At 37.5% G+C, this 22,900-nt stretch carries 38 protein-coding genes; 34 read left to right on the forward strand and 4 right to left on the reverse strand.

Features of this window, described 5'->3' with window-relative positions:
- Positions 1-18: 18 nt before the first annotated feature.
- The gene (rpsI, locus tag MHH70_RS12330; protein ID WP_042478678.1) at positions 19-411 is read left to right on the forward strand and encodes a 30S ribosomal protein S9; all 393 of its coding nucleotides are present in this window, start codon (positions 19-21) and stop codon (positions 409-411) included.
- A gap of 92 nt (positions 412-503) precedes the next feature.
- On the opposite strand, the gene MHH70_RS12335 is transcribed toward rpsI, so the two are convergent.
- Positions 504-1,676, reverse strand: a complete 1,173-nt coding sequence (locus MHH70_RS12335) for a tyrosine-type recombinase/integrase (RefSeq protein WP_342471598.1) — start codon at positions 1,674-1,676, stop codon at positions 504-506.
- A gap of 32 nt (positions 1,677-1,708) precedes the next feature.
- The gene (locus MHH70_RS12340) at positions 1,709-2,188 is read right to left on the reverse strand and encodes an ImmA/IrrE family metallo-endopeptidase (RefSeq protein WP_342471599.1); all 480 of its coding nucleotides are present in this window, start codon (positions 2,186-2,188) and stop codon (positions 1,709-1,711) included.
- 154 nt (positions 2,189-2,342) lie between these two features.
- Here MHH70_RS12340 and MHH70_RS12345 point away from each other — a divergent pair, with 154 nt between their 5' ends.
- Positions 2,343-2,882, forward strand: coding sequence for a hypothetical protein (locus tag MHH70_RS12345; protein WP_342471600.1), 540 nt, complete (start codon positions 2,343-2,345; stop codon positions 2,880-2,882).
- 159 nt (positions 2,883-3,041) lie between these two features.
- On the opposite strand, the gene MHH70_RS12350 is transcribed toward MHH70_RS12345, so the two are convergent.
- A complete protein-coding gene (locus MHH70_RS12350) occupies positions 3,042-3,410 on the reverse strand; it encodes a helix-turn-helix transcriptional regulator (protein WP_342471601.1) in 369 nt (122 codons plus the stop codon).
- A 134-nt stretch (positions 3,411-3,544) separates the two neighbouring features.
- On the opposite strand from MHH70_RS12350, the gene MHH70_RS12355 reads away from it, so the two are divergent.
- A complete protein-coding gene (locus MHH70_RS12355; protein WP_342471602.1) occupies positions 3,545-3,742 on the forward strand; it encodes a helix-turn-helix transcriptional regulator in 198 nt (65 codons plus the stop codon).
- A gap of 101 nt (positions 3,743-3,843) precedes the next feature.
- Positions 3,844-4,068 carry a hypothetical protein gene (locus MHH70_RS12360; protein ID WP_342471603.1) on the forward strand — a complete coding sequence of 75 codons (225 nt, stop codon included), beginning with the start codon at positions 3,844-3,846 and terminating at the stop codon, positions 4,066-4,068.
- A gap of 6 nt (positions 4,069-4,074) precedes the next feature.
- On the opposite strand, the gene MHH70_RS12365 is transcribed toward MHH70_RS12360, so the two are convergent.
- A complete protein-coding gene (locus tag MHH70_RS12365) occupies positions 4,075-4,308 on the reverse strand; it encodes a hypothetical protein (protein WP_342471604.1) in 234 nt (77 codons plus the stop codon).
- 95 nt (positions 4,309-4,403) lie between these two features.
- On the opposite strand from MHH70_RS12365, the gene MHH70_RS12370 reads away from it, so the two are divergent.
- The 30 genes from MHH70_RS12370 (at position 4,404) to MHH70_RS12515 (ending at position 22,900) form a co-directional block, all read left to right on the forward strand.
- Positions 4,404-4,742, forward strand: a complete 339-nt coding sequence (locus MHH70_RS12370; RefSeq protein ID WP_342471605.1) for a hypothetical protein — start codon at positions 4,404-4,406, stop codon at positions 4,740-4,742.
- A gap of 89 nt (positions 4,743-4,831) precedes the next feature.
- On the forward strand, positions 4,832-5,104 hold the full coding sequence (locus MHH70_RS12375) for a helix-turn-helix transcriptional regulator (RefSeq protein ID WP_342471606.1): 273 nt from the start codon (positions 4,832-4,834) through the stop codon (positions 5,102-5,104).
- Positions 5,105-5,123: 19 nt separating this feature from the next.
- Positions 5,124-5,489 carry a hypothetical protein gene (locus tag MHH70_RS12380; RefSeq protein ID WP_342471607.1) on the forward strand — a complete coding sequence of 122 codons (366 nt, stop codon included), beginning with the start codon at positions 5,124-5,126 and terminating at the stop codon, positions 5,487-5,489.
- Between the two features lie 95 nt (positions 5,490-5,584).
- Positions 5,585-5,773: a hypothetical protein gene (locus MHH70_RS12385; RefSeq protein ID WP_342471608.1), complete on the forward strand. Its 189-nt coding sequence runs from the start codon at positions 5,585-5,587 to the stop codon at positions 5,771-5,773.
- A 55-nt stretch (positions 5,774-5,828) separates the two neighbouring features.
- Positions 5,829-6,479: an ORF6N domain-containing protein gene (locus MHH70_RS12390; RefSeq protein ID WP_342471609.1), complete on the forward strand. Its 651-nt coding sequence runs from the start codon at positions 5,829-5,831 to the stop codon at positions 6,477-6,479.
- A complete protein-coding gene (locus tag MHH70_RS12395) occupies positions 6,476-7,288 on the forward strand; it encodes a conserved phage C-terminal domain-containing protein (RefSeq protein ID WP_342471610.1) in 813 nt (270 codons plus the stop codon). Before MHH70_RS12390 ends, MHH70_RS12395 begins: the two co-directional genes overlap by 4 nt.
- The gene (locus tag MHH70_RS12400) at positions 7,288-8,565 is read left to right on the forward strand and encodes a replicative DNA helicase (RefSeq protein WP_342471611.1); all 1,278 of its coding nucleotides are present in this window, start codon (positions 7,288-7,290) and stop codon (positions 8,563-8,565) included. The genes MHH70_RS12395 and MHH70_RS12400 overlap by 1 nt, the downstream gene beginning before the upstream one ends.
- On the forward strand, positions 8,562-9,056 hold the full coding sequence (locus MHH70_RS12405; protein WP_342471612.1) for a hypothetical protein: 495 nt from the start codon (positions 8,562-8,564) through the stop codon (positions 9,054-9,056). Before MHH70_RS12400 ends, MHH70_RS12405 begins: the two co-directional genes overlap by 4 nt.
- A 115-nt stretch (positions 9,057-9,171) precedes the next feature.
- A complete protein-coding gene (locus tag MHH70_RS12410; RefSeq protein ID WP_342471613.1) occupies positions 9,172-9,441 on the forward strand; it encodes a hypothetical protein in 270 nt (89 codons plus the stop codon).
- Positions 9,442-9,636: 195 nt separating this feature from the next.
- Positions 9,637-10,077: a hypothetical protein gene (locus MHH70_RS12415; protein WP_342471614.1), complete on the forward strand. Its 441-nt coding sequence runs from the start codon at positions 9,637-9,639 to the stop codon at positions 10,075-10,077.
- 3 nt (positions 10,078-10,080) lie between these two features.
- The gene (locus MHH70_RS12420; RefSeq protein ID WP_342471615.1) at positions 10,081-10,647 is read left to right on the forward strand and encodes a hypothetical protein; all 567 of its coding nucleotides are present in this window, start codon (positions 10,081-10,083) and stop codon (positions 10,645-10,647) included.
- 211 nt (positions 10,648-10,858) lie between these two features.
- A complete protein-coding gene (locus MHH70_RS12425) occupies positions 10,859-11,017 on the forward strand; it encodes a hypothetical protein (protein WP_319837036.1) in 159 nt (52 codons plus the stop codon).
- Positions 11,018-11,048: 31 nt separating this feature from the next.
- Entirely contained in the window at positions 11,049-11,225 is a 177-nt protein-coding gene (locus MHH70_RS12430; RefSeq protein ID WP_342471616.1) for a hypothetical protein, read from the forward strand.
- Between the two features lie 47 nt (positions 11,226-11,272).
- Positions 11,273-11,872 (forward strand): hypothetical protein, encoded by a 600-nt coding sequence (locus MHH70_RS12435; RefSeq protein WP_342471617.1) that lies wholly within the window; start codon positions 11,273-11,275, stop codon positions 11,870-11,872.
- A 36-nt stretch (positions 11,873-11,908) separates the two neighbouring features.
- Entirely contained in the window at positions 11,909-12,223 is a 315-nt protein-coding gene (locus tag MHH70_RS12440) for a hypothetical protein (RefSeq protein WP_342471618.1), read from the forward strand.
- Between the two features lie 35 nt (positions 12,224-12,258).
- Positions 12,259-12,657, forward strand: coding sequence for a hypothetical protein (locus MHH70_RS12445; protein WP_342471619.1), 399 nt, complete (start codon positions 12,259-12,261; stop codon positions 12,655-12,657).
- 105 nt (positions 12,658-12,762) lie between these two features.
- Positions 12,763-12,960 carry an XtrA/YqaO family protein gene (locus tag MHH70_RS12450; protein ID WP_342471620.1) on the forward strand — a complete coding sequence of 66 codons (198 nt, stop codon included), beginning with the start codon at positions 12,763-12,765 and terminating at the stop codon, positions 12,958-12,960.
- Positions 12,957-13,595 (forward strand): hypothetical protein, encoded by a 639-nt coding sequence (locus MHH70_RS12455; RefSeq protein ID WP_342471621.1) that lies wholly within the window; start codon positions 12,957-12,959, stop codon positions 13,593-13,595. Before MHH70_RS12450 ends, MHH70_RS12455 begins: the two co-directional genes overlap by 4 nt.
- 126 nt (positions 13,596-13,721) lie before the next feature.
- Positions 13,722-13,892: a hypothetical protein gene (locus MHH70_RS12460; RefSeq protein ID WP_342471623.1), complete on the forward strand. Its 171-nt coding sequence runs from the start codon at positions 13,722-13,724 to the stop codon at positions 13,890-13,892.
- Between the two features lie 13 nt (positions 13,893-13,905).
- A complete protein-coding gene (locus MHH70_RS12465) occupies positions 13,906-14,352 on the forward strand; it encodes an ArpU family phage packaging/lysis transcriptional regulator (RefSeq protein WP_342471624.1) in 447 nt (148 codons plus the stop codon).
- Positions 14,349-14,936 carry a tyrosine-type recombinase/integrase gene (locus tag MHH70_RS12470; protein ID WP_342471625.1) on the forward strand — a complete coding sequence of 196 codons (588 nt, stop codon included), beginning with the start codon at positions 14,349-14,351 and terminating at the stop codon, positions 14,934-14,936. The genes MHH70_RS12465 and MHH70_RS12470 overlap by 4 nt, the downstream gene beginning before the upstream one ends.
- A gap of 599 nt (positions 14,937-15,535) precedes the next feature.
- Positions 15,536-16,117 (forward strand): hypothetical protein, encoded by a 582-nt coding sequence (locus tag MHH70_RS12475; RefSeq protein WP_342471626.1) that lies wholly within the window; start codon positions 15,536-15,538, stop codon positions 16,115-16,117.
- The gene (locus MHH70_RS12480; protein ID WP_342471627.1) at positions 16,083-17,891 is read left to right on the forward strand and encodes a phage terminase large subunit family protein; all 1,809 of its coding nucleotides are present in this window, start codon (positions 16,083-16,085) and stop codon (positions 17,889-17,891) included. Before MHH70_RS12475 ends, MHH70_RS12480 begins: the two co-directional genes overlap by 35 nt.
- A 3-nt stretch (positions 17,892-17,894) precedes the next feature.
- A complete protein-coding gene (locus tag MHH70_RS12485; RefSeq protein ID WP_342471628.1) occupies positions 17,895-18,131 on the forward strand; it encodes a DUF6148 family protein in 237 nt (78 codons plus the stop codon).
- Between the two features lie 18 nt (positions 18,132-18,149).
- Complete coding sequence (locus tag MHH70_RS12490) at positions 18,150-19,724, forward strand: phage portal protein (protein ID WP_342471629.1); 1,575 nt, start codon at positions 18,150-18,152, stop codon at positions 19,722-19,724.
- Entirely contained in the window at positions 19,711-20,772 is a 1,062-nt protein-coding gene (locus tag MHH70_RS12495; RefSeq protein WP_342471630.1) for a head maturation protease, ClpP-related, read from the forward strand. Before MHH70_RS12490 ends, MHH70_RS12495 begins: the two co-directional genes overlap by 14 nt.
- Positions 20,773-20,786: 14 nt before the next feature.
- Positions 20,787-21,152, forward strand: coding sequence for a head decoration protein (locus tag MHH70_RS12500; RefSeq protein ID WP_342471631.1), 366 nt, complete (start codon positions 20,787-20,789; stop codon positions 21,150-21,152).
- A gap of 3 nt (positions 21,153-21,155) precedes the next feature.
- Positions 21,156-22,181 carry a major capsid protein gene (locus MHH70_RS12505; RefSeq protein ID WP_342471632.1) on the forward strand — a complete coding sequence of 342 codons (1,026 nt, stop codon included), beginning with the start codon at positions 21,156-21,158 and terminating at the stop codon, positions 22,179-22,181.
- A gap of 13 nt (positions 22,182-22,194) precedes the next feature.
- Entirely contained in the window at positions 22,195-22,572 is a 378-nt protein-coding gene (locus tag MHH70_RS12510; RefSeq protein ID WP_342471633.1) for a hypothetical protein, read from the forward strand.
- 28 nt (positions 22,573-22,600) lie between these two features.
- Positions 22,601-22,900, forward strand: a complete 300-nt coding sequence (locus MHH70_RS12515; protein ID WP_342471634.1) for a hypothetical protein — start codon at positions 22,601-22,603, stop codon at positions 22,898-22,900.

Consider the following 22,900-nt stretch of genomic DNA (forward strand, 5'->3'; position numbering starts at 1 on the left):
TTAATAGGAGGAATAACCTTGGCACAAGTTCAATACATCGGCACAGGTCGCCGTAAAAGCTCAGTAGCACGCGTACGTTTAGTACCAGGCGAAGGCAAAATCGTAATCAATAACCGTGATGTTGCTGATTACCTACCATATGAAACTTTACTTTTAATTATCAACCAACCACTTGAAGCTACTGAAACAAAAGGTAGCTATGATGTTCACGTAAACGTAAACGGTGGTGGTTTCACTGGTCAAGCTGGTGCAATCCGTCACGGTATCGCACGCGCTTTATTACAAGTTGACCCAGATTTCCGTCCAGCACTTAAATCTGCTGGTTTATTAACACGTGATGCACGTATGAAAGAGCGTAAAAAACCAGGTTTACGCGGCGCTCGTCGTTCACCACAGTTCTCAAAACGTTAATATCGTTGTTATATCAACGTTTACAGCGTTTTTCAAAGTCCTCTCTCAACACACCGAGAGAGGATTTTTTTAATTTTGATACTGTTTTGATACTACAAGGATTTTTTATTTTGAGGTGTCGTGTTCATAAAGTCCATAAAACGATTTTGCACATCTGTTTTTGTTTCTTGTGTGATATGTGTGTAAATGTTCATTGTTGTTTCGATTCGTGCATGTCCTAACCGATCTTGTACTTCCTTCATGTTTGCACCACTTGCAAAGAGCATAGATGCGTGTGTATGACGTAGACCATGGAACTTTATATATTTAAGTTTATATCGCTTACAGAGCGCTTGGAGCGTTTCTGTAGGGTATGCAGTTCGGTGAGGTCTAAAGCCATCGCGAATAAAAATAAAATGATGCTCTAAACTATCAATCACACCTGCCGCTAATTTAGCTCTCTTATTTGCTGTAATCAGTTTTAATAACAGATCATACGTTGTATCGTCCAAAGGTAATTTGCGTATAGATTTAGCTGTTTTAGGACTTAATAGTTGATAGTTCTTAGCAGTCTTATCCCAATACATCGTATGGCGTATATTAATCTCCTTAGTTTCGTGGAGGACGTCACATTCCTGTAAAGCTAAAATTTCCCCTTTACGAGCCCCTACAAATAATCCGATACGAAACATAACATAATTGTGAAGGCTTGTATGGCTCTCCGCTATCTCTAAAAATTGATAAAGTTCCTCTTTGTTCCAAAAGCCATCAAATATATCATCTTCATTTGAATTCTCATTTTTAGTTTGCGCATACACTACTAATTCAAAGGGATTTTCTAAAATTAATTTTTTTCGTCTAGCGTATTTGAAAACTAAATTTGCCTGTATGCCATAATCGCGGGCAGAGGATATTTTCTCTTCTAGCTTATCAATCCATTCTTGGCAATCCTCAGATGTAATTTCATCGATAAACCACTCACCAAAAGCAGGGTATATTTGGCTCTTGAATTTACTACGTTTACTATACATTGTTGGTGGCTTGCAGACCTTCTCCTGCTTTTTTAAAAATTCTTCAGCAATCTCCTTGAATGTGACCTTTTTAAAAACATCCTTACCTCTTTTAGCTGTTTCTTCTAAAGCTTCACAAGCCAATTTGGCCGCTCCTCTACTAGTAAATCCTCTTTTCATCACACGTTTAGACTTACCCGTTCTAGGGTCTTTAATGTAGGTTTGATAATACCAGCGTACTCCTTTTTTCGTATCATATTTATCATATCGCCCCATCTTTATTCCTCCTTTCAGGAATGTATGTTCTATCAAGAAATATTAAGATTCGGCATAGGATTTAAGTTATTTAAGTAGCGCTCAAGGCGCTGCATAGCAAATTCATATTCCACATTGAACAAATGTTGAATGTTATGAGCAGTGAGTACAGCGGGCTCAAGTGCATCTAACATAAAAGTAGGTACGCAAGCATGATACATAAAGTTACTTGCCTTGTATTCCTGATATGAACGGAACAATGGAGGCATGCGCCCTTGATGTCCAGTATGCAAAAGGATATGGCATAATTCATGACAAAAATCTTGCCATTGTTGTTGAGGTGTTAAATTCTCGTTAATCATAATGTATCCTGTGTTAACAAAGAATAATGCTTGGCTAGGATGTGGCCAACAGAACAAATGAATTCCTAGTGATTTAGCGATAGTTTTAAAATTTAGTTGCAATGGTGTCATCATGCCTATTTTTAAATATAGTGCTTTAATAAATTCTTCGGTATACGATAAAGTACGCATTTTATCAGCTCCTAAAAAACCAAAATAGAACAAGTGTTCTTTATGGTAATATAAAATATTAATATATTAAAGTCAAATTTCCTGAAATGGTATCTATATTCCAATTGAGAGAAAAGGTATAATTGCGTATATAGAGATAGAAAGGAGAGTTTTTATGAAATGGAAGCTATTTATTACTATTTTCCTGTCTAGTTTGTTACTAGTAGCATGTGGCGGTGAAAAAGAGCCTGCAAAGGAGGCCGTGAGCGCACCAGTAGTGAATGAAGAAGAAACTACAAAACCAAAGGAAAAGGAAAAAGTAGAAGAGGAAGAAGAATCCGATTTTGTTTTCTTTGATGAAGATGATCCAGTGCCTCAAAAAGGTGGAGTAATCAACGGAGATCAAATTAAAGAGCTTATTGAATATCATGCTCTAGGTGCGGATGATAAATTAGTAGAAGTGGTTTTAAATGATGGGGTAATTACAGCTACCATTGAAGTTCAAGCCATGGACGGTTTCCCTGCCACAGCACCAGCGGAAATTGCCTATTCAAGAATGGGGGATGAGTTGCTATTACATGAAGGCTGGCAGGTGTTAACTGTTAATTTTGTTGATATTGGGACTGTTAGCATGAATCGTTCTCAACAGAAAGATGAAGGATTTGGCCCATATTTCCCTACAATAGAGATTATGAAACAATTGGGAGTGGAGTAAATGGAAAAGGATGTGTACCTTGGCACATCCTTTTTATAATCTATTGATTATTTAATGTAGATGAATGAGAGGAAGTGATTTCAGTTGTGTATTCAATCAATTTTTTGAAAATATTTACATATACGTGTAAGAAAGTAGGCAGCCAGCTGACTGGTATGCCTATTTGTTTTTTTCTGCTTTAATCATTTCCCAAATCGTACGCAATTTACGCAGCTCTTCCTCGTCTGATTGAGGCAACTCCTTATACCAAACTCCAAGCTCTGGATCATTAACGAACGCCTGGAACTCCATCTCATCTTTATCCTGCTGTGTTAGCGATGGTGAATCGGTACGCCCTAAAAGGTAGTCGGTGCTGATTTCAAAGTAATCAGCAAATTTATTCAATAATTCAAAATCAGGTCTACGTTCGTCTCGCTCATACATACCTATAGTACTTTCAGCTAAGCCAAATATTCTCCCGAATTCTTTTTGTGAAATTTTTTTTCCAGTTCGTAAGGCTTTTAACCTTTTACCAAATAACTCTGTCATAGTTATCACCTGTTTCTATTTTAACACATAGCGTGTTAAAAAAGATTATTTTATTATTTTTATTGACAACACATATTGTGGTGTTTTATATTAGTGTTAACAACACGATACGTGCTGTTAGGGGGTGAGGGAAAATGAATAAAGAAAAAATAGGAATGATTCTCACCGATTTAAGAGGTGGTGAGTCTCGAGAAGAAGTTTCAAAAAAAATTGGCGTTAGTGTTAGTGCATGGCAAATGTACGAAAATGGACAACGAGTTCCGAAGGACGAAATAAAAATTAAAATTGCATCTCACTTTAAAAAAAGTGTAGAAGAAATTTTTTACACATAAACAACACGATTTGTGCTGTTTATGGGGCTGTAATCTATTTATATGCTTCTATAGCTTATGAAGCGGTAGCAACGCTAATTTATTGAGAGGTGGGAATGTTGATGCAGAAGAAAGAATCCTCACAAACTGCTGTAACAGTGAATGAGGAAGTCAATAAAATCAAAGCAACTACAATGGTATCTAGTGACGAACTAAGTACTCTTAGTAATGAACAGATAGCCTTACGTTTATATTTTTTAGTTGCTAATGGAACTAATAAACAATTTTCGGATTTTTACGATATTGGTAATCACTTTAACAATATTGCAGCAAATTTAAAATGTTAGCTTTGGTTATTTTAAAATGACACCTGCAATCATGTCTTCGAATCCAGAAGCCTTTAAGTACACGATAGTTATTAGATCATTATCAGCTAACTGCTTAAGTAGTATATCGATACGATGATGGTTATCTTCTCCAAGCATCCGACACGTTTGAATAATGTCGCTATAGAGGATATGACTACCATGTTCATAATCTGCAACTGGTTTAGGTGTTAAAGATTTTAGAATATCCAACAAATTCATTTGTATCACCTCACTTTCTAAGGTGATTATAGCACGTAATACAAGCTAATTTGATTGAGGAGGCGCATGGTCGCGCCTTTAAGGAGGGGAGAAAAATGAATGATGCCAAATTTCGGAGAATGGTAGATGAAATTGAATCGAAGGAGTTTGAATTACTTTCTCAAAAACTGTCTCTTATCGCAGAGAAAGCATATTTACAAGGTTTAGAGGATGGTAGAGCAAAAGACCGTTATCCACATGTTTTAAGAAAAGCACACCTTTGCGAAATTTTACAAATTGAAATGCCTACCGTCAACAAGTTAGTTGCTCGCAAGGATTTTCCTAAATTAATTGATATACAGGCCCGCTATCCACGCGACCAAGTATTTGATTGGATTAATCGTAATTCGAATGTAACTAATATGTTTATGCAAATTCAGCGTTCATTTGCTTAAATCTATCATATTAATTATTTCCATCAGTAGCTATGCATAGTACGCATTTATGCACAATGAGCATACCCAGAGCTTGAGAGGGGGTGAACATGTTGACCATAGATGTGGGGAAGCTCATTAAACAGTGCCGTAAAAAAATGGGCTGGTCACAAGAAGAGGCTGCTTATCGAATGCATGTAAATCAGTCTACGATTAGCCGTATTGAGAAGAATTTAATTGCCTGTGAAGTAAACTTTCTTGTGAGATTTTCCAAGCTCACTAATACCGAGGATATTGTAATAGCGGCATTATTTAGCATTGACGTAATATCACAGTCAATACCACTATTATCAATGTTTGCATTTATGAGATTTATATTCTGAGTTCGAAAGGGTGGTTTAAATGGAGAGATTAAAAGAATTGGTTGATTTATGCAAGGAACGTCGGCTGTTATTCGACGAAACTCTTTTTAATTCCTACGCACAAGAGAATCAATATAAGGAATTAACAAAAAAGATTAAGCGTTTAGCGAGTAAATACGATATTTTCACGATTAACTATTATGAAAATTCAACTGTCTACATTGGATTTAACACGATTGAACAACTTACAGTTTTTACAGGTGATGAAGTATTAAGTTCATCATATTCAGACAATCTTGAAATGGTAAGATACTCAGCAACTTTTTTTGATGGGGATTTAAAGTTATTTGTATACAAAAAAGCTGACAAAGAAGACGAGGAACATAAAAACGCCCAAGCGATTTAGCGAATCACTTGAGCAATGGACTGAATACTTTGGACGAGCGTTCAGTTAATATTATGTTCCTTCATTATAACAAAAACTAATGGAGGTATACAAGGATGAAAAATACAATTGAACAGTTTTTAGCACAGGAAGAGGAACTCTTAACGGACTTTTTATTAGATATGGAAGAGTCTGCTGGGAACAAAGCATATGGACAGGCGGTTGCCTTGTGGTCGATGCAGACAACACGTGTTGGAGCGATTCGAGATGTTTTAGCATTACTAGCTATTCCAACAGAGAATTGATTTAAAAAGGTGTGCGACACTTTGTCGCTCGCCTTTTACAAAATGAGGTGAACTTATGTTAGACATTATAGAGCGTGAAGGAAAGCGCGTATTAACAACTGCTCAAGTAGCAGAAGCTTACAACATTGAAGCAAAATCACTAATGCGAAATTTTCAGCGTAATAAAGAACACTTTGCGGAAAACATACACTACTTTGCGCTAACAGGAGAGGCATTAAAGCAATTTAAAGGCGAGCGACAAAATGACGCCAACCTTAAGTATGCATCCAATTTGTATTTATGGACTGAACAAGGAGCATTTTTATTAGCTAAATCTTTGCAATCGGAGAAGGCATGGACAGCTTATAACATGCTTGTCGGGCAGTATTACAATGTGACACAGCAGATTGCCCAAGTACAAGAACAACCGCAATTGCCATATGATCCACAACGTTTTTTAGCATTAGAGCAGCGGGTGCAGGAGATTGAGGCGAAACTTCAAGAGGCAACTTTAAAGGCGAATGAACAAAATGCTTTACGCTACGCAGTAACTCAGCGTGTCAATGCGCTCTGTGCTGTACCAGCAAGACGACCCGCTTTCTTTGCGTCCATTTACCGGGAAATAAAGCGACGCTATAAAGTGGGCTCTTACAGGGATGTGCCGCAATGTAAGCTACAAGATGCTTTGCAATTTGTCAACGCATGGAAAGGCAGTGCTGATGTATGAATTTATTAATTAACGAACCACCGTTACAGGTTTTGCCTAGCCTTGCTAAAAAAGTAGGACTGAACGAGGCGATATTTTTACAGCAATTACACTTTAGGCTACTCATTTCTACGACGGAGCGTGATGGCTATAAGTGGATTTATAAAACGCTTGCTGAATGGAACGAAGAATTTCCTTTTTGGAGCTACGATACGCTGAAGCGTATTGTTGCCAAGCTTGAAAAGGATGGCTATATCGTCACAACAAATGCCTACAACAAGCTAAAAATGGATAAAACGAAATGGTATCGAGTGAACTACTCAAAAACATTGATTTCATCGATAGGTCAAAATGCACCATTCGAGAGTGCATTTTGCCCTGATGGAAAAGTGCAAAATGCCCCAATGGAAGAGTGCAATCTGCCCTCATCTGATGAGGGCAAAATGCACCCAGCAATACCTAAAGATATTAAGAGTATTAAAAATAATAATGTCGAGCAGGCCGACACCGTGCATTCTGTTATCGAATATCTCAATGTGAAAGCAACAAAAAATTTTAATGCGAAATCGAAGGCAACAACTAGATTAATCAATGGACGTTTAGCAGAAGGCTATACCTTACAAGACTTTCACCAAGTGATTGATATTAAAGTTAGGCAGTGGTTGCACAATCCAGAAATGAACAAGTATTTGCGTCCAGCAACGCTATTTAGCCCTACTAATTTTGAAAGTTATTTGAATGAGCAAGCAACATCACCTGTTACTAAAAAGCCTGTTATCCACGTTGCAGGGCCACTTGATTTGAACTTTAACCAAGGGGAGGAATTTTAATGCAAGAAATTAACTTGAGTGCAGAACTAGTAGAAAAAAGCTTACTTGGCACAATGCTAAAAGAAAATTATTTAATTGCTGATAGCCAGTTGGAGGCTAATTACTTCACAACACAGGTGCATAAAAACATCTTTAACAGCATGCGTCAGGTAATGAGCCAACAGCAAACGGTTGATTATATCACGTTACTAACAACAAGAGAGCCTATTGAGCTAGGCGGGGCAAATTATTTAACGGAGTTGCAAAACTTCGCAAACTCCGCAAAATATGACGAGTACGAGGAAATTGTTATTCGCAACTGGAGAGAACAATCCAAACGTCAGATTGTTGAACAGGCACGTATAGAAAACTGGAGCATTGAACAGATTCAAACCAAACTAGATAGTCTTACAGCCAAGCATATCAAAATAAATACGAGCGTAAAGGCAGACTTAATGGCGATGGCTGAACGACCGTATCAGAAAGGTAAAGCAAAAAAAGGCGTTCCATCAGGTTTACGAGATTTGGACAAAATGCTAAATGGTTTCCAAAACGCTGAATTATCAATCATAGCAGCTAGACCATCAATGGGAAAAACAGATACGATGAATCATATTGCATTGAATGCTGGATGGGAAGGTTATTTGCCAATCGTATTTTCACTGGAAATGAGCAGAGATACATTGCTTGATAGATTGATAGCGACAACTGGTAATTACAATCGGCTGAAAATGCGAGATCCACATGAATATTTCTCGGACAAGCAAAAAGAAACATGGCTTTCTACAATTGGGCGTTTGAGTAATGCAAACATTGAAATTGATGATAGAGCAGGGCTAACCGTAGCACAAATACGTTCCGCAGCTCGTAGTATTATCAAAGCTAATCCAACGATGAAACCAATTATCTTAATTGATTACTTACAAATCATACGAGGTAACAATCCACGAGATATGCAGAACCAAATTATCGCCCAGATATCATGGGATTTAAAGCAAATGGCGAAGGAATTTAATTGCCCTGTTATTTGTCTATCACAGTTGAATCGCAGTGTTGAGAGTCGTCAGGACAAGCGACCAATTATGAGTGATTTGCGTGACTCGGGAAATATTGAGCAAGATGCAGATGTCATTGCGTTCCTCTATCGTGACGATTATTACGACAAGGAATCCGAAAGCCAAAATATGCTTGAATTCATCATTGCCAAACATCGCAATGGACCAACAGGAACAGTAATGGCCGCTTATGTAAAGGACACAGGGCGATTACTAAACATTGATTGGAGCAATACAAAATGAATGAAATTATCACAGTCAAGGAAATGTTGGACTATGCCATGGAATTTGACGTTAAGCGTTTGGCGCATCAAATCTTTTGGGCAGTAACAACCGATAAAATTCAATTGACAGATGATTCAGGTAGATTGCTAGAAATTCATTTTGATGCAGAGGCGATTCGTGAAATGACAGAGAAAAATCTACTAGGGCTGGGGCGCATTAAGCTCTATGTTGTGCCTAGCTTTAACCAATATGCATTCTATTATGCTAACAATATTTTAGAAGTAAGTGGACTACATCAAAGTTTATTTAATGAACGCCCAGTAAGAATTATAGAATCTCAAAGATTGCAAACAAAAGTGATGTATTTTGTGGACCTAGATGCTGAATATGCACTAATTGACTTCAAAAAAACAATTATAGAATTTCCTGTTTATTTAGGACATGCAGCACCTCAGCAATATCATTTATATCGCCTAGATAGACAAAAAGGAGGGCATAAAATTGTCTGAACAAGAACGTGAAGAAATCATAGCAATTATCATCATGCGTAAAAATTATGCCGAAGAAATGCTGCGATCTATGACAAATGAACAACTATCAAAATTGTTTGATGAGTTGTGAGCCATGCAAAATACAAATATTTTTGATTTTCTAGGTGTCGAAACCGATTTAATTTATCAGAAGATTGCAGCATTAAAAACAGGGGATGTATTTCAAGCGGACAATATTATTGTTCGGTTAGAGAAATACTACGAAATTGAAAGCGATTATGAACACGAATTATTTTACAATGCCATGAGCTGTTATCAGTACCTAAGTGACCTGTTAGTCAAAAGAGGAGGGAATAATGGTGAACAAAAAACGCAGGAAAGCAAAAGCAAAGCGCTGGCTTAAATCACGTCAAAAAGCATACGAAAGGCAGCGTTTCGCTGAAGCATTTCGACAACATTTCATTAAAAAAGGAATATTGAAAGGGTGAGTCATGTGTACTTTAGAAAATGGTTATCACTGCCATTAAAGCAAAGATTGTTGGTAATTAGCAATGCGATACATGCAGGAAAAGTATTTAAACGGTAGGTGGATTGGCTTATGAAAAAGCTCCCAGAGAATTTAATTAAACTCGATCGCTTGCGTATCGAGCGTGGTATGGGGAAATTATGCAAATGTAAGACGCAACTCTATACATTAGACACCGACAATCAACGAGTGACATGTCAAACTTGTGGTGCACCTATAGAGCCTTTTCAAGCAATGTTAAAAATGGCCGAAGTTTGGGGCAAAATTAATGCTGAATTAGAAATGACACTCCAACAAAAGAAAGAACTAGACAATTACAAACCACATTTAAAAATTATCAAGGACTTAGAAAAGCGTACAAGAAGTGGTCCAAATCAAAGTCACCCAATTTGTCCTGTGTGTGATGAGCCATTTATGTTGAGCGAATTGACGAGATTTTATGGAGCAAAATTTGTTACTGGTCAAATTGTCGAACGTATTGACAGGCAAAGAAAAGAGCGTGGGGAAAAGTGAGCATTGGAACCATTATGCGTAGGAAAAGTAGGTGAATACATGATTGTAAGGGAATGGGCGATGCCTAATAGCAAGACTTTTAAAATCAAGCCTATAAAAGAGCTAATTGAAAATGAACTTGTGAATGGGATAATAATTGACCCATTTGCAAATGAGCATTCAATTAAATCAATCATGACAGGAAATCAAAAATACATTACCAATGATATAGATGTTAATTTCGATACAGACTACCATATGGAAGCATTGGAGTTTTTGAAAATGTTCCAGGACAACTCTGTTGATATGGTTTTATATGACCCACCTTATTCACCTCGGCAAATTTCAGAGTGCTATAAAAAAGTTGGACAAGTGGTAAACATGCAAACAACACAATCTAGCTATTGGAGCAATCAAAAAAAGGAAATTGCAAGAATACTAAAACCTAACGGAAAAGTAATCACATTCGGTTGGAATAGTGGTGGCATAGGGAAAAGTAATGGCTTTGTGACAACGAAAATTATGCTTGTTGCTCATGGAGGCTGGCATAATGACACGATATGTACTGTTGAGCGGAAACTAAAGGATTAAGCACAATGACCATTATATGTAAAGGAATGGGGTGAAAATATTGAAAAAGCGAATAAAAAAGAAATTAGCAAAATGCCACATCTGTAAAAATAAAATTAACAAGATGCAAACATCTTATGGTCAGAATGGAAAGTTATATTGGTGCAAAGACTGTATGAATACTGACTATTAGTTAGTGTACATTCTGACCAAACGAGGTGAGAAGTGAGAAATGACTTTTGAACAAAGGGTAAAAAAATGGGCTGAATATAAAGGGTATAGACTCAAAGGCTATGATGGAGGGTTTGTGTTTTTTGAATCAGTAGAAAAAGGCATTTTTCCAATACCAGAAAACACGCTGCATATCATAATGAAAAATGAAGGTTACTAGATAAGTTGACCAAAGGAAGGAGAGGAATGAAATGTCCGGAGTAAAATTGGAAAATACCTTTGTGATTCGTACAGATGACGAAAATTTCAAAGAAGAAATTGCATTATTTTTATCAAATCATTGTACAAAAAATAAAGTGAACGCAGCTATCTATGACTTAAATGAGGTTGGGGCACAAAAGGTCATGCAAATAGTTTTCGAAAAATAAAAGTTCAACACAATGTCAAAAATGCGCAATAAGGGAGGGGAACAGGAATGGCACAAATACAGGGTGTTAAAAAAATAGAATCACGTACAATACGCAGTTTTAGAGTTGAATTAGAACCTAGATATACGAATGGTCATGATTTTTGCGAGTTGATTGTTGATGAAGGTAATAACAATTTTACTGCTCGCCTATATGGTGGAGAAACCTATTCATATGGTTGGAGTTCACCAGGAAACGACTTTATAAAATTTTTAATTAGAGTTTTTAGTAAAGGTTACGATTATTTGTTAAGTAAACTTGAAAATCCATCGTTCTATAATTTTATAGATACTGAAAAAACTGGTCGCAATTTACGTGTAATTATTTTAACTGCCAGGAAAGAGTCAAGGTTGACTCAAGATGAAGCCCGCGATTTATGGGACTGTATCGAGATATTAGAAGGTCATGACGATTTAACAAATAGCCATTTTTACAACATTTACTCTACTTATTTTGAAGCAGCAATTAAAAATGGTGTTATTTCAGATGAACCGTGGTTTGAGGATTTTATCGAGCGTAAAGAAGATTGGAAATGTCGAGTGTTTTGCGAAAAAGTAGCACCGATATTAGCCGAAGTATTAAAACAAGAATACGCTAAGGCTTACTGAACATTTTGACCATTTTAGAGGGAAGGATTTGTAAAAATGGAACGTCTTACTGAAAAAGATAATATTGGTGCTTTTCATTATAGGTTGAAAAGAAAACATAAGTCGAATGAATTTAACGATTATGATGCTTTTTTCGATTACCATATGGCGGTAAAAAGACTTGGTGAACTAGAAGATCTGCTTGAACCGATACCAGCAGATGAATGGCATGAGGACGATGGGGATGTGATTTGGTGGAAGTTTCCTATTGATGAACCGCCTTATCTCGGGTCGCCATTGGATAAAAAGTTTAGATTTGATTACTACACGCATTTCACAAGATTTTTAATACCGTTGGGGTATGGCGGGTAATACACATTTTGACCATTATAGGGAGGATGAACGAAATGAATATGCAATTATATCGACTAAGATTTAAAACAGCTCACAAAACGGCAGATGATGTTAAAAAAGAATATTCATTTGACCCACCAAGCCCAGAACGTTTAGGGCAAATTGCAGAGGCTTATCGTAATTTAGACGGCATAGAAGTAATTGGTGCTGCGTGGGAACATAGCCCAGAATCATACAGCCTTTACGATTGGTCAGATAATGCAGATGAAAAAATGAAAGAGTTCATTTACATGCAAGAACAAGACGAATTTTTTGGTAATTATATAGGTCAACGTGGGCGCTTTGAAACGGATTGGGTGAGAGGTGCATATGAGCCAAGCGGGGCAATGCACTTTGATAAAGCAGATTTTGAAATAGTTGAACTATTGAAGTCTGTGGAAGTAAATGATTAAGCACAATAGCCAAAATAAATAGAAGCTATGGCGACCACCATAGCTTCACATACAAAGTTTCTCTCTTGCATCGATAAAACTATTATAGCATAGGGGGAAGCTATTATGCGTATGAAAGAATTGGATGTAAATATTGACGGAATCCTTCAGGTAGATACAATGGAATTACCCAGTAATTGTGTGATAATTTTATCAAGAGGTAAGGCAAAAGTTGCAGAGCTTCCAGCATTTGCTGAGACAAAGATTGTGACACATCAAGGGCAAGTAAAAAGAGTTAAGTGGGACGAGGGGGAGGAGTTTTGATTGAGAGAACAATATATCAAATAGTAATAGGTTGTTTGCTTATAATTGTTATTAGTTTGATATTGGTTTTTGGCTTTAATTTATTTGATTATATTAATCAAGGTTTTCTAGGTTCTTTATTTGGTGCTGCAATTTCAGGTCTTTTTGCTGTATATGTGTTTAATAAAGGAAAAAAACAAAATGAAAAAGACAACACTAATAAAATAAGGGAAAATTTCAATAAAAGTTTTTTACTTATAAAAAAATGGGGAAATGTAGCTCAATCAATGATTCATGACTGTGTGTTAATAATTGATTCTAACAATTTTGACAGTATTCAACAGTTTAAATATGGTATAGAGGAATGCCTTAACAGGTTAGAGAAGATAAATGATGATTATATACCTGAACCTGTCTATGAGCCTTTTATTACTTTAAAAGCAGTAATCGAACAATATCATGCTTATCTTTCAGCCTATATTTCTAATATGGATACAATAAGAGGGCAACAGGATGTACAGGTATCTTTTAAAAGTGATTTAAGGAGGAATCAATTAATAGGGCCGCTGATTGCAAACAATGACAATTATGTTATCAAGATAAAAGGATTAATTAGAGAATTAGAAATATTTCACGAAAAAATAAATAAAGTATAGTTCTACCAGCCCTCTGGAGGACAACAATAGATAGCAGCAAACAGCTGCCGTCTTTTGTTGTCCTTTTTATTTTACCTAAAATTCAACCAAACATAAATTCCATATCAGAATAAAGGAGAGGACGCAATGCGAACGATTCAAAGCGAGATTCAGAGACATGGTTTATTAAGTAATCAAATGAACACCGAAGTTGCTCCAAAGCTAAAAGAAAAACTGAGCAAGCGAGACCTAGAAGAATTAATGGGCACAAGACGCCAAACTTATAAGCGTGTTCGTGGTGCATACCGTAGCAAATAAGGAGGATTCAAAAATGGATATTCTAAAAGATATTGATAGCAAGGCAACCAAAGAGGCAATTGAAAGTGAATTTCGCCGTTATCGCACATATCAACTAACGACACCAGATGATTTATTACCAACAATCACAGCAAAGTACACGTTAGAAATGCCTGCATTCACAAATGAAGTTAATTCTAAAGTTGAATCTGCTGCGATAAAAAATATTGAATATTATAAAGAGGTTGAGAAGTTTTTTGTGCGTTTTAATAGAGGACTGTACAAATTATCATGGAAAGAGCGCCAGCTCATATTCATGGCATATCTGAAAGAAACTCCATTTCGTGATTATGAAATATATAGAGAATTGAATGTAAGTGAGAGAACGTTTTATCGAATTAAGCCTAAAGCATTGTATACGTTAGCATTTGCACTTGGTGTTGTTAAGTACAAAGATGAAGCTGAGGTGGGGAATCAGTGAATTTCGTTCAACCGATTCGTGATTTAGAAAAAATATCAGAAGTGCGAACATATTTAGCTGATAAAAATAAACGAGATGAGCTGCTATTTTGCTTTGGAATATATACAGGTCTACGTATCAGTGATATTTTAACTGTTAAAGTACAAGATGTATACGGCAAGGATTACTTCTATGTCGTTGAGCAAAAAACAAAAAGGGCAAAACAACGAAGTAAGAAGTACACTGTACGCAAGAGAATCCCTATTGTCACCAAGCTTAAAAAGCTTATTACTAATTATTGTGAAGGTTTAAGAATGAGTGATTACTTATTCAAATCAAGACAAGGTAAGAATAGACCTATCACACGTGTGCGGGCCTATGATATATTACGCAACGCTGCCCAGCATTGTGGACTAAAAGAAATCGGTACACATACATTACGCAAAACGTTTGGTTATCTTGTGTATCATGAAAATGATAAAGATGTGGCATTACTGCAAGATATATTTAATCATAGCGCACCATACATCACGCTTAAATACATTGGTGTGAATCAAGATGCGATTGATGAAGCGTACAGCGCCTTGAATGATTTGAAGATATGAAAATGACAATTAAAAACATAAATTAATGGAGCATCTCATAAAAATTGAGGTGCTCTTATTTTATTGTTTTTAGGAAACGGAAAGTAATTTAATTCGCTTTCGTACTTTAGTGTGCGAATAACATTTACACAATAAGAACTTGTAAAGCTCATGCATAATAAGTAACTGTAAGTATTGATAATAAAGAGATATTTGTATGTATGCTACATTAACAGAATATAAGTTATGTTAATGTGGTTTATAGTGTGTATAAGGCTGTGGATAAGTATAGAAATATATGGTTATAATAAATATATGATATTGGAAAATAAATGGGTGGCAGAATTTTGGCAGAATCGTGGCAGAATTTTTCTGAATAAACGTGTTATTATGGTATTGTGTTATAAATGTAAGACACATACACGAATCATATAGCGACAGGCGATGTGGCAAGAGCTGCGTCGTCTTTTTTGTGCTCATTTTGAAAAACTTGGGTCCTTCTGGAGAATTTCAGATTGCCTGCGGGTCTCGCGAACCCCAGAAACGGGCTAGATATATACCGAAAAATAGTGTTCCTTCCGTCCAGAATTTAATAATCATCAGAAAATGAGGTGAGGATATTGGAGACTGCCAAAACAAAAGTAGATGAAAGAACGATTGTAAATACGAAGGCATTAGCTAAGATGTTCAACATGACCGAGCGAAATGTTCGTAATTTAGTTGCTGAAGATATTATAGGACGAGTTGGACATGGTCGTTACGATTTAATTGATTCGGTTAGCCGATATATTACCTTTTTAAAAATGGCATCAGATGGATTGGATGACGCAACTGTAGAAGAATCACTTGAATATGAAAAATGGCTTCACGAAAAAGCTAAACGTGAAAAAGCAGAGATTGAGTTGGCACATATCAAAAAAGAAATGCATAAGTCAGATGAGGTTGAGAAAGTACTCAATCATATGGTTATGGCATTTCGTTCGAAAATGTTGTCATTGCCTTCAAAGGTTGCTTTGCAATTGACAACAATGAATGATGCCAATCAAATAGAGGATCTTTTGGAGCGGGATGTGCATCAAGCACTCAAAGAGTTGTCTGAGTATGATCCTTCCATGTTTTTTGCTGAGGATATTGATATGGAAGAAATTGAAATTGTAGGTGAGGGCGATGGTACAGAAACAAACGATGCGTCTATTGAATAGAATCGCTTCATTGGTTGCGCCGCCACCAAAATTAACAGTTTCAGAGTGGGCTGACACACATCGAGTACTTTCAAAAGAATCATCAGCCGAGCATGGTAAATGGAATACAGACCGAGCTCCATACCAACGTGAAATTATGGATGCAGTAAATGATCATGGAACTGAAGAAATTGTTGTAATGTCTTCATCGCAGGTTGGTAAGTCGGAGATTATAAATAATATCATTGGCTATCATATTGACTACGATCCCTCATCGATGCTTTTAATGCAACCAACTTTAGATATGGCAGAAGCTTATTCTAAGGATCGTATTGCTGCAATGATTAGGGATACACCTACCTTAGCCAAAAAGGTTAATGATCCAAAAGCCAAGGACGGTAACAACACGATTTTGCAAAAGAAGTTCCCTGGTGGACATTTGACGATGGTCGGTGCAAATTCACCTGCCTCATTAGCCTCGCGTCCAGTTCGAATCATACTTGCCGATGAAGTAGACCGTTTCCCAGTTTCAGCTGGGACCGAAGGCGATCCATTAAACTTAGCTCAAAAACGTACTAAAACGTTCTGGAATTATAAATGGATAGCCGTATCCACTCCTACAATAAAAGGAGCTTCTCGTATTGAATCTGAATATGAAGAAAGCACAATGGAGCAATGGTGCGTATCCTGTCCAAGTTGTGGCATCTTTCAACCTTATAGTTGGCCACAGATTCGTTTCGAAACTGTTACGATGGAATGCGTTAGCTGTAAAGAGCAACATAATGAAATGGAATGGAAGTCTCGTTCAGGTAAATGGATTGCTCGACATCCAGAGCGTAAAAAAAGAGGATTTCATCTTAATGCCCTTGCTTCTCCTTGGGAAAAATGGTCGAAAATCATTGAGGAATTCAGGAAGGCGAAGGCGAAAGGGCTTGAAACGTTAAAAACGTGGATTAATACGACACTCGGTGAATCATTTGAGGAACGCGACGATGACCAACAACATGAAAAGTTGATTTCGAGACGAATACGGTATGAATGTGAAGTGCCGTTAAATGTACTTGTATTAACAGCAGGCGTAGACGTTCAGGACGACCGCTTAGAAGTGGAGGTTGTTGGCTGGGGCTTAAATGATGTGACGTGGGGGATTAGCTACAAGATTTTCTATGGTGATCCAGGGCAAGTAGCTGTATGGAATCAATTAGATACATTTTTACAAAAAGACTTTATTCGAAATGATGGAGTACGTTTAAGAATCTCAGCAGTTTGTGTTGACTCTGGCGGACACTATACAAGTGAAGTTTATGATTTTTGTAAGGAAAGAGAACATCGACGTGTGTTTGCCATTAAAGGTAAGGGAGGAAATGGTATACCATTTATCAACAAGCCTACCAAAGTCGGTCGCCAAAATGTTCATTTATTTACATTAGGTGTTAACGAAGGAAAAGACACGATTTATGCAAATTTAAGAAATGAATTTGAGGATAAGCCTGGTTATTGCTTTTTCCCCGTTGAACGGGAGAAAGGTTATGATGAGGCTTATTTTGTTGGTTTGACAGGTGAATATAAGAGGGTTAGATGGATAGCAGGTCAGCCTAAACATGAATGGGCAAAAAGGAGCTCTAATATTCGAAATGAGCCACTGGATTTACGAAATTACGCGATGGCAGCATTTCGAATTTTTAATCCAAATTTAGAATACCTTGCAGAAAACAATTTGACAGGTATTGTCTACGAACAAAGAGCAAGCAGAAAAAAGAAACGTAGACGAGGCGTGTTATCGAAAGGAGTGTGACAGATGGCAGCTTTCACAGTAAAAGAATGCCGAGAACGGTTGCAAATATGGCTTGCAGCAGAAGTAGCAATTGCGAGTGGACAAAGTTATGCGATTGATAATCGTCGCTTAGAGCGCGCCAATCTCGCACAGGTAAGGGAACAAATTAAGTTTTGGCAACAGGAATTGATAAAAGCAGAAGCGGCTTTAGCTGGGCGTAACAGGCGTAGAACCATTCGGGTCATGCCACGAGATTTATAAAAAGGGGGATAGTCAAAAATGAATATGATTGACCGTACAATAGCTGCTATTTCTCCATCTCGTGCTGTGAAGCGTCAAGTTGCACGTAAACAGTTAGAAATTTTAAATACTGGTTATTCCAACAGTGGTGCAAGTAAACAAAAGAAATCGATGCGCGGATGGTTATTTCGTGGCGGGTCTCCAAAAGAAGATATTGACGAAAACTTAGATACTTTAAGACAACGTTCACGTGACTTGTACATGAATACTCCGTTGGCAACAGGGGCTTTAAAAACAATTCGAACGAATGCTATAGGCTATGGACTGATTTTAAATAGCCAAATAGACCATGAATTTTTAGGATTAACAGAGCAACAAGCAGATGAATGGGAAACATTAGTAGAAAGAGAATTTGCAATGTGGGCTGAATCATTGATGAGTGATGCCATGCAAATGCACAATTTTTATGAGCTACAGCAAATTGCATTTCTATCATTCTTGGCAAGTGGTGAAACATATGCAATGCTACCATATAGACCACATAAAGAGCATTGGTATGGGCTACGCATACAATTAATTGAGAGTGACCGCATTTCAAGTCCCACAAGTGCACAGAAAAATATTATCAATGGTGTTGAGTTGGGCAAGTATGGCGAAGTAGTAGCTTATCATATTTGTAGTGTACATCCGTTGGCAGAGGATGCAGGTAAAAAAGATTGGGTACGAATAGAAAAGTTTGGAAAATTAAGCGGGCGACAAAATGTCTTGCACCTAATGGAATCAGAACGTCCAGAGCAAAGAAGAGGCGTGCCATTGCTTGCGCCAGTTATTGAAAGTCTCAAACAGTTAGATCGTTATAGTGAAGCGGAATTAACAGCTGCCCTTATTTCATCATTAATGACTGTTTTTATTGAAACAACAGATGAAGAAGATGGTTCTGGACCTGTAATCGGGGAAGGCATACCAGAGGAAGAGCAAGTGGATAAAGAGGATGAAATGAGCGTGGAGCTTGCACCTGGCTCTGTGATTGCGCTGAATCCAGGTGAAAAGGCAAATACATCGAATCCAGCACGAAATAACGCAGCATTTGACCCGTTTGTTACATCGATTATGCGACAAATCGGGGCGGCGTTAGAAATACCTTACGAAGTGCTCGTAAAGCATTTTACATCTAGTTATTCAGCTTCACGTGCGGCTTTATTAGAAGCATGGAAGATGTTTAAAATGCGTCGACAGTTCATGGCATCTCGATTTTGTCAGCCCATCTACGAAGAATGGCTAACAGAGGCCATTTTAATTGGTCGTATTCATGCACCAGGTTTTTTAGAAAATCCGTTAATAAGAAAAGCATATTCGCAAGCTGAATGGAATGGGCCATCGCAAGGGCAACTTGACCCTCTTAAAGAGGTGAATGCGGCAATCAAGCGAGTAGAAGCAGGATTTAGTACGCGAGCTCGAGAAACGGTCGAGCTAACAGGTGGGGACTACTGGCGTAACCATTCGCAACGGGTGCGCGAAGAAGAGGCAAGGCGCGCGGCTGGGCTTGATTTACCTTACTTAGAAATTATGAAAGCAATGGGAGAGGAGGTGAATGAAGAAAATGGCGAAGATTGATATTCGTGGAGCAATCATACCTGATGGTGAGCAATGGATTTATGATTGGTACGGTATTCCTGCTGTTAGCCCAAAGCGAATCATGCATCAAATCGAACGAGCTACAGCGAATCATGAGAAAGAGCTAATCGTAAATATTAATAGCCCCGGCGGCTCTGTTTATGCGGCATCTGAGATATATTCGCATATTAAAAAGTTTCCTGGTGATTCGGTGGCTGAAATCACTGGTGTATGTGCAAGTGCCGCATCTGTTATAGCAACTGCCACAAAACGTACAGTGATTGCTCCTGTAGGCGCGATAATGATACACAACGCATCAGTAGTGGCGCAAGGAGATTATCGTGAAATGGAGGCAATGAAACAACTGCTCATCCAAACAAACCAAGCAATTATGCAAACGTACATTGCTAAAACAGGAAAAACAGAAAATGAATTAAAACAAATGATGGATTCAGAAACTTGGATGAATGCACAGCAGGCATTAGAACATGGCTTTGTTGATGAAATCATGTTTGCAGAAGAAATACCAATTACAGCATCCAATACCGATGTAGCATCTAATGGCTTATTGCCTAAAGAGGTAATTGATAAAATGCGTAACCTTTTAGCAAGTGACCCAAATATTTTAGTGAAAAACAGTGCTTCGACGGGCTTACCTATTGAAAATGAACATAAGCCGGAAGCGGAAGGAGAATCAGAAATTATGGATTTAAACGAATTAAATGCAAAGTACCCTGATTTAGTAGAGCAAATTAAAAATGATGCAGCTAAAGAAGCTGTAGCAGCGGAACGCAAGCGAATTCAAGAAATCGAAAATATCGCACAGCCAGGCATGGAAGAAATCGTGAATAAAGCAAAATTTGAAACAGGTGTATCAGCTGCAGACACAGCAATGGAAATTTTAAAAGCGCAAAAAGAGCAAACACAAACGCAAATCCAAAATCGTATTGCAGATGCTGCGCCTTTAAATCAGATTGAAGCAAAAGAAGCTCCAACAAATAATAAAGATGTTGAAGTGGATAACCTAGTAAATAAACTATTTGGATAAGGGAGGGAATGAATATGCGTGTTTTAGAGTATGAAAATTTATTAGCTGGTTTTCAGGATAATGTTGTTACAGAACCAGTTACTGTAGCTGCTGAACAAGAATTATCTGTAGGGCAAGTATTTGCGTTGAATACAGAGGGTGAAGCCGTTGCCATGACTGGTGCAAGTACAGCTACAGATGTTTATGGGATTATGGCAGATGCGGTTGCGACAGCCGAAAATGAAACAAAGGCAGCTGTTTGCTACAAGCGCGGCGAATTTAACGCTCGTAAAATTATTTTGCCATCAGGTGGTAATGCAGTAGCATACAAAAAAGCATTAAGTAATATCGGAATCACATTGCGCGATACAATCGCAGCAGTGCCACAGGAGGAGGAATAATCAATGGCAGTAAATTTATTTGAAACACGTACAATGTTAAAGTTTGTGGAGCGTATGCCCCGAGTGACGACTTTCCTGCGTGATACAGTGTTTAAAGGTCGTGAAATGTCACCTACAAAAAAGATTGATGTAGATATTAGAAAAGGACAGGCTAAAGTAGCACCTTATGTAAGTGAAAAAATTGGGGGCAAAGTAGTTGAAAACAGCGGTTATCAAACAAAAACATTTGAACCTCCATTAGTTGCTCCAACTACAATTACAACAGCTGAGGACTTACAAAAACGTGCAATGGGTGAAAACATTTATTCCCAGCGTACACCAGATGAGCGAGGAGCAGCTAAACTTGTTAGCGACTTAAAGATGCTAGATGATATGATTACTCGTCGTGAGGAAGTAATGTGTGCAGAAGTAATTTTTAACGGTGAGGTTGAGGTTAAAGGTGATGGCGTTGATTACATTATTGACTTCAATCATACAAATCGTGAAGCATTATCTGGCGCAGATTTATGGAGCGCAAGTACATCAAAAAAATATGCAGATCTAAAGCGTTGGGTGCGTGCTGTACAAGATACTGGATTTGTTAATCCTGATATCACAATTATTGCTCCCGATGTAACGGATGCATTATTAGCAGACGAAGAAATCAGAAAGCTTTTAGATATCCGAAATATAAACATTGGTGAATTACGTCCTCAAAACCTAGCGAATGGTGTAACATATATCGGAAAATTAGCAGGAGTGGGGGATATTTACGAATATGCTGCATCTTACTATGATGAAGCAACTCAATCAACAAAACCAATTGTACCAAGTGGTCATGTCGCTGTAGTTTCTACAGAAGCAGAATCTCTTATGTCATATGCAGCTGTAACGATTGCTAAAGATGATGATTTAGTAACTTATGAAGCGGAACGTGTACCTGAGTCCTGGACTGAAAAGCGTCCTGCACGTAAAATTTTACAACTTAGCTCGAAGCCTTTACCAATTCCTAAAGAGGTAAACAGCTGGTACGTAGCTAAAGTGTTGTAAGGAGGGCTAAAGAGTGATTAGAGCAAAACACAATATCCGTCATGACGGCGTGACATATTTAAAAGGTGCTATTATTGAAGGTTTAACCAAAGAAGATAGTGAGCGCCTTGTAAAATTAAAAGCGGCTGAATTTGTGATTACCCCACAAGAGGAATTGCGAAAACAAAAAATCGATAACAATTCACATGAAATTCCACCTGAATTATTTGAAGAATTAAGCGCAGAGCTTGATGATTTATACAATGCCGATGAACTAAAACGCGCGGCAACAGAAGTAGGCGTGGACTTAACGGGTATTAGCCGTAAATCAGACGTCATTGCAGCTATCATTAACCAGGGGAAAGCAGACGAATTGTTAGAGGACGATCCTAATGCCGAGCTCAATGAATAAAACGTTTAAAGACTTCGTTAAGGAGGATTTGGGCGTTTTTTTTAATGCTGAGGAATTTGCAAATTTGCATGAAATTGATGGTGAAAATGTTTTGGCGATTATTGTAGATAACGACTCTACAGATAATATTGCTGGCTTTACACGCGAACAAGCCTATGCAACACAAGAAGTATTCAAGGTGCTGAAAACTATCTATGTAAAATCTGCTGAATTTTATGTGCCGAAAGTAGACAGTGAAATTACAATAGATGGTGAAAATTACTTTGTTGAAGCAACAGGCGATGAAAAGGGAGTTATTCGTATTGTTGTTTCTGCTTATGAAAGTTAG

The organism is Metasolibacillus sp. FSL H7-0170 (genome assembly GCF_038593115.1).
Lineage (GTDB): Bacteria > Bacillota > Bacilli > Bacillales_A > Planococcaceae > Metasolibacillus > Metasolibacillus fluoroglycofenilyticus.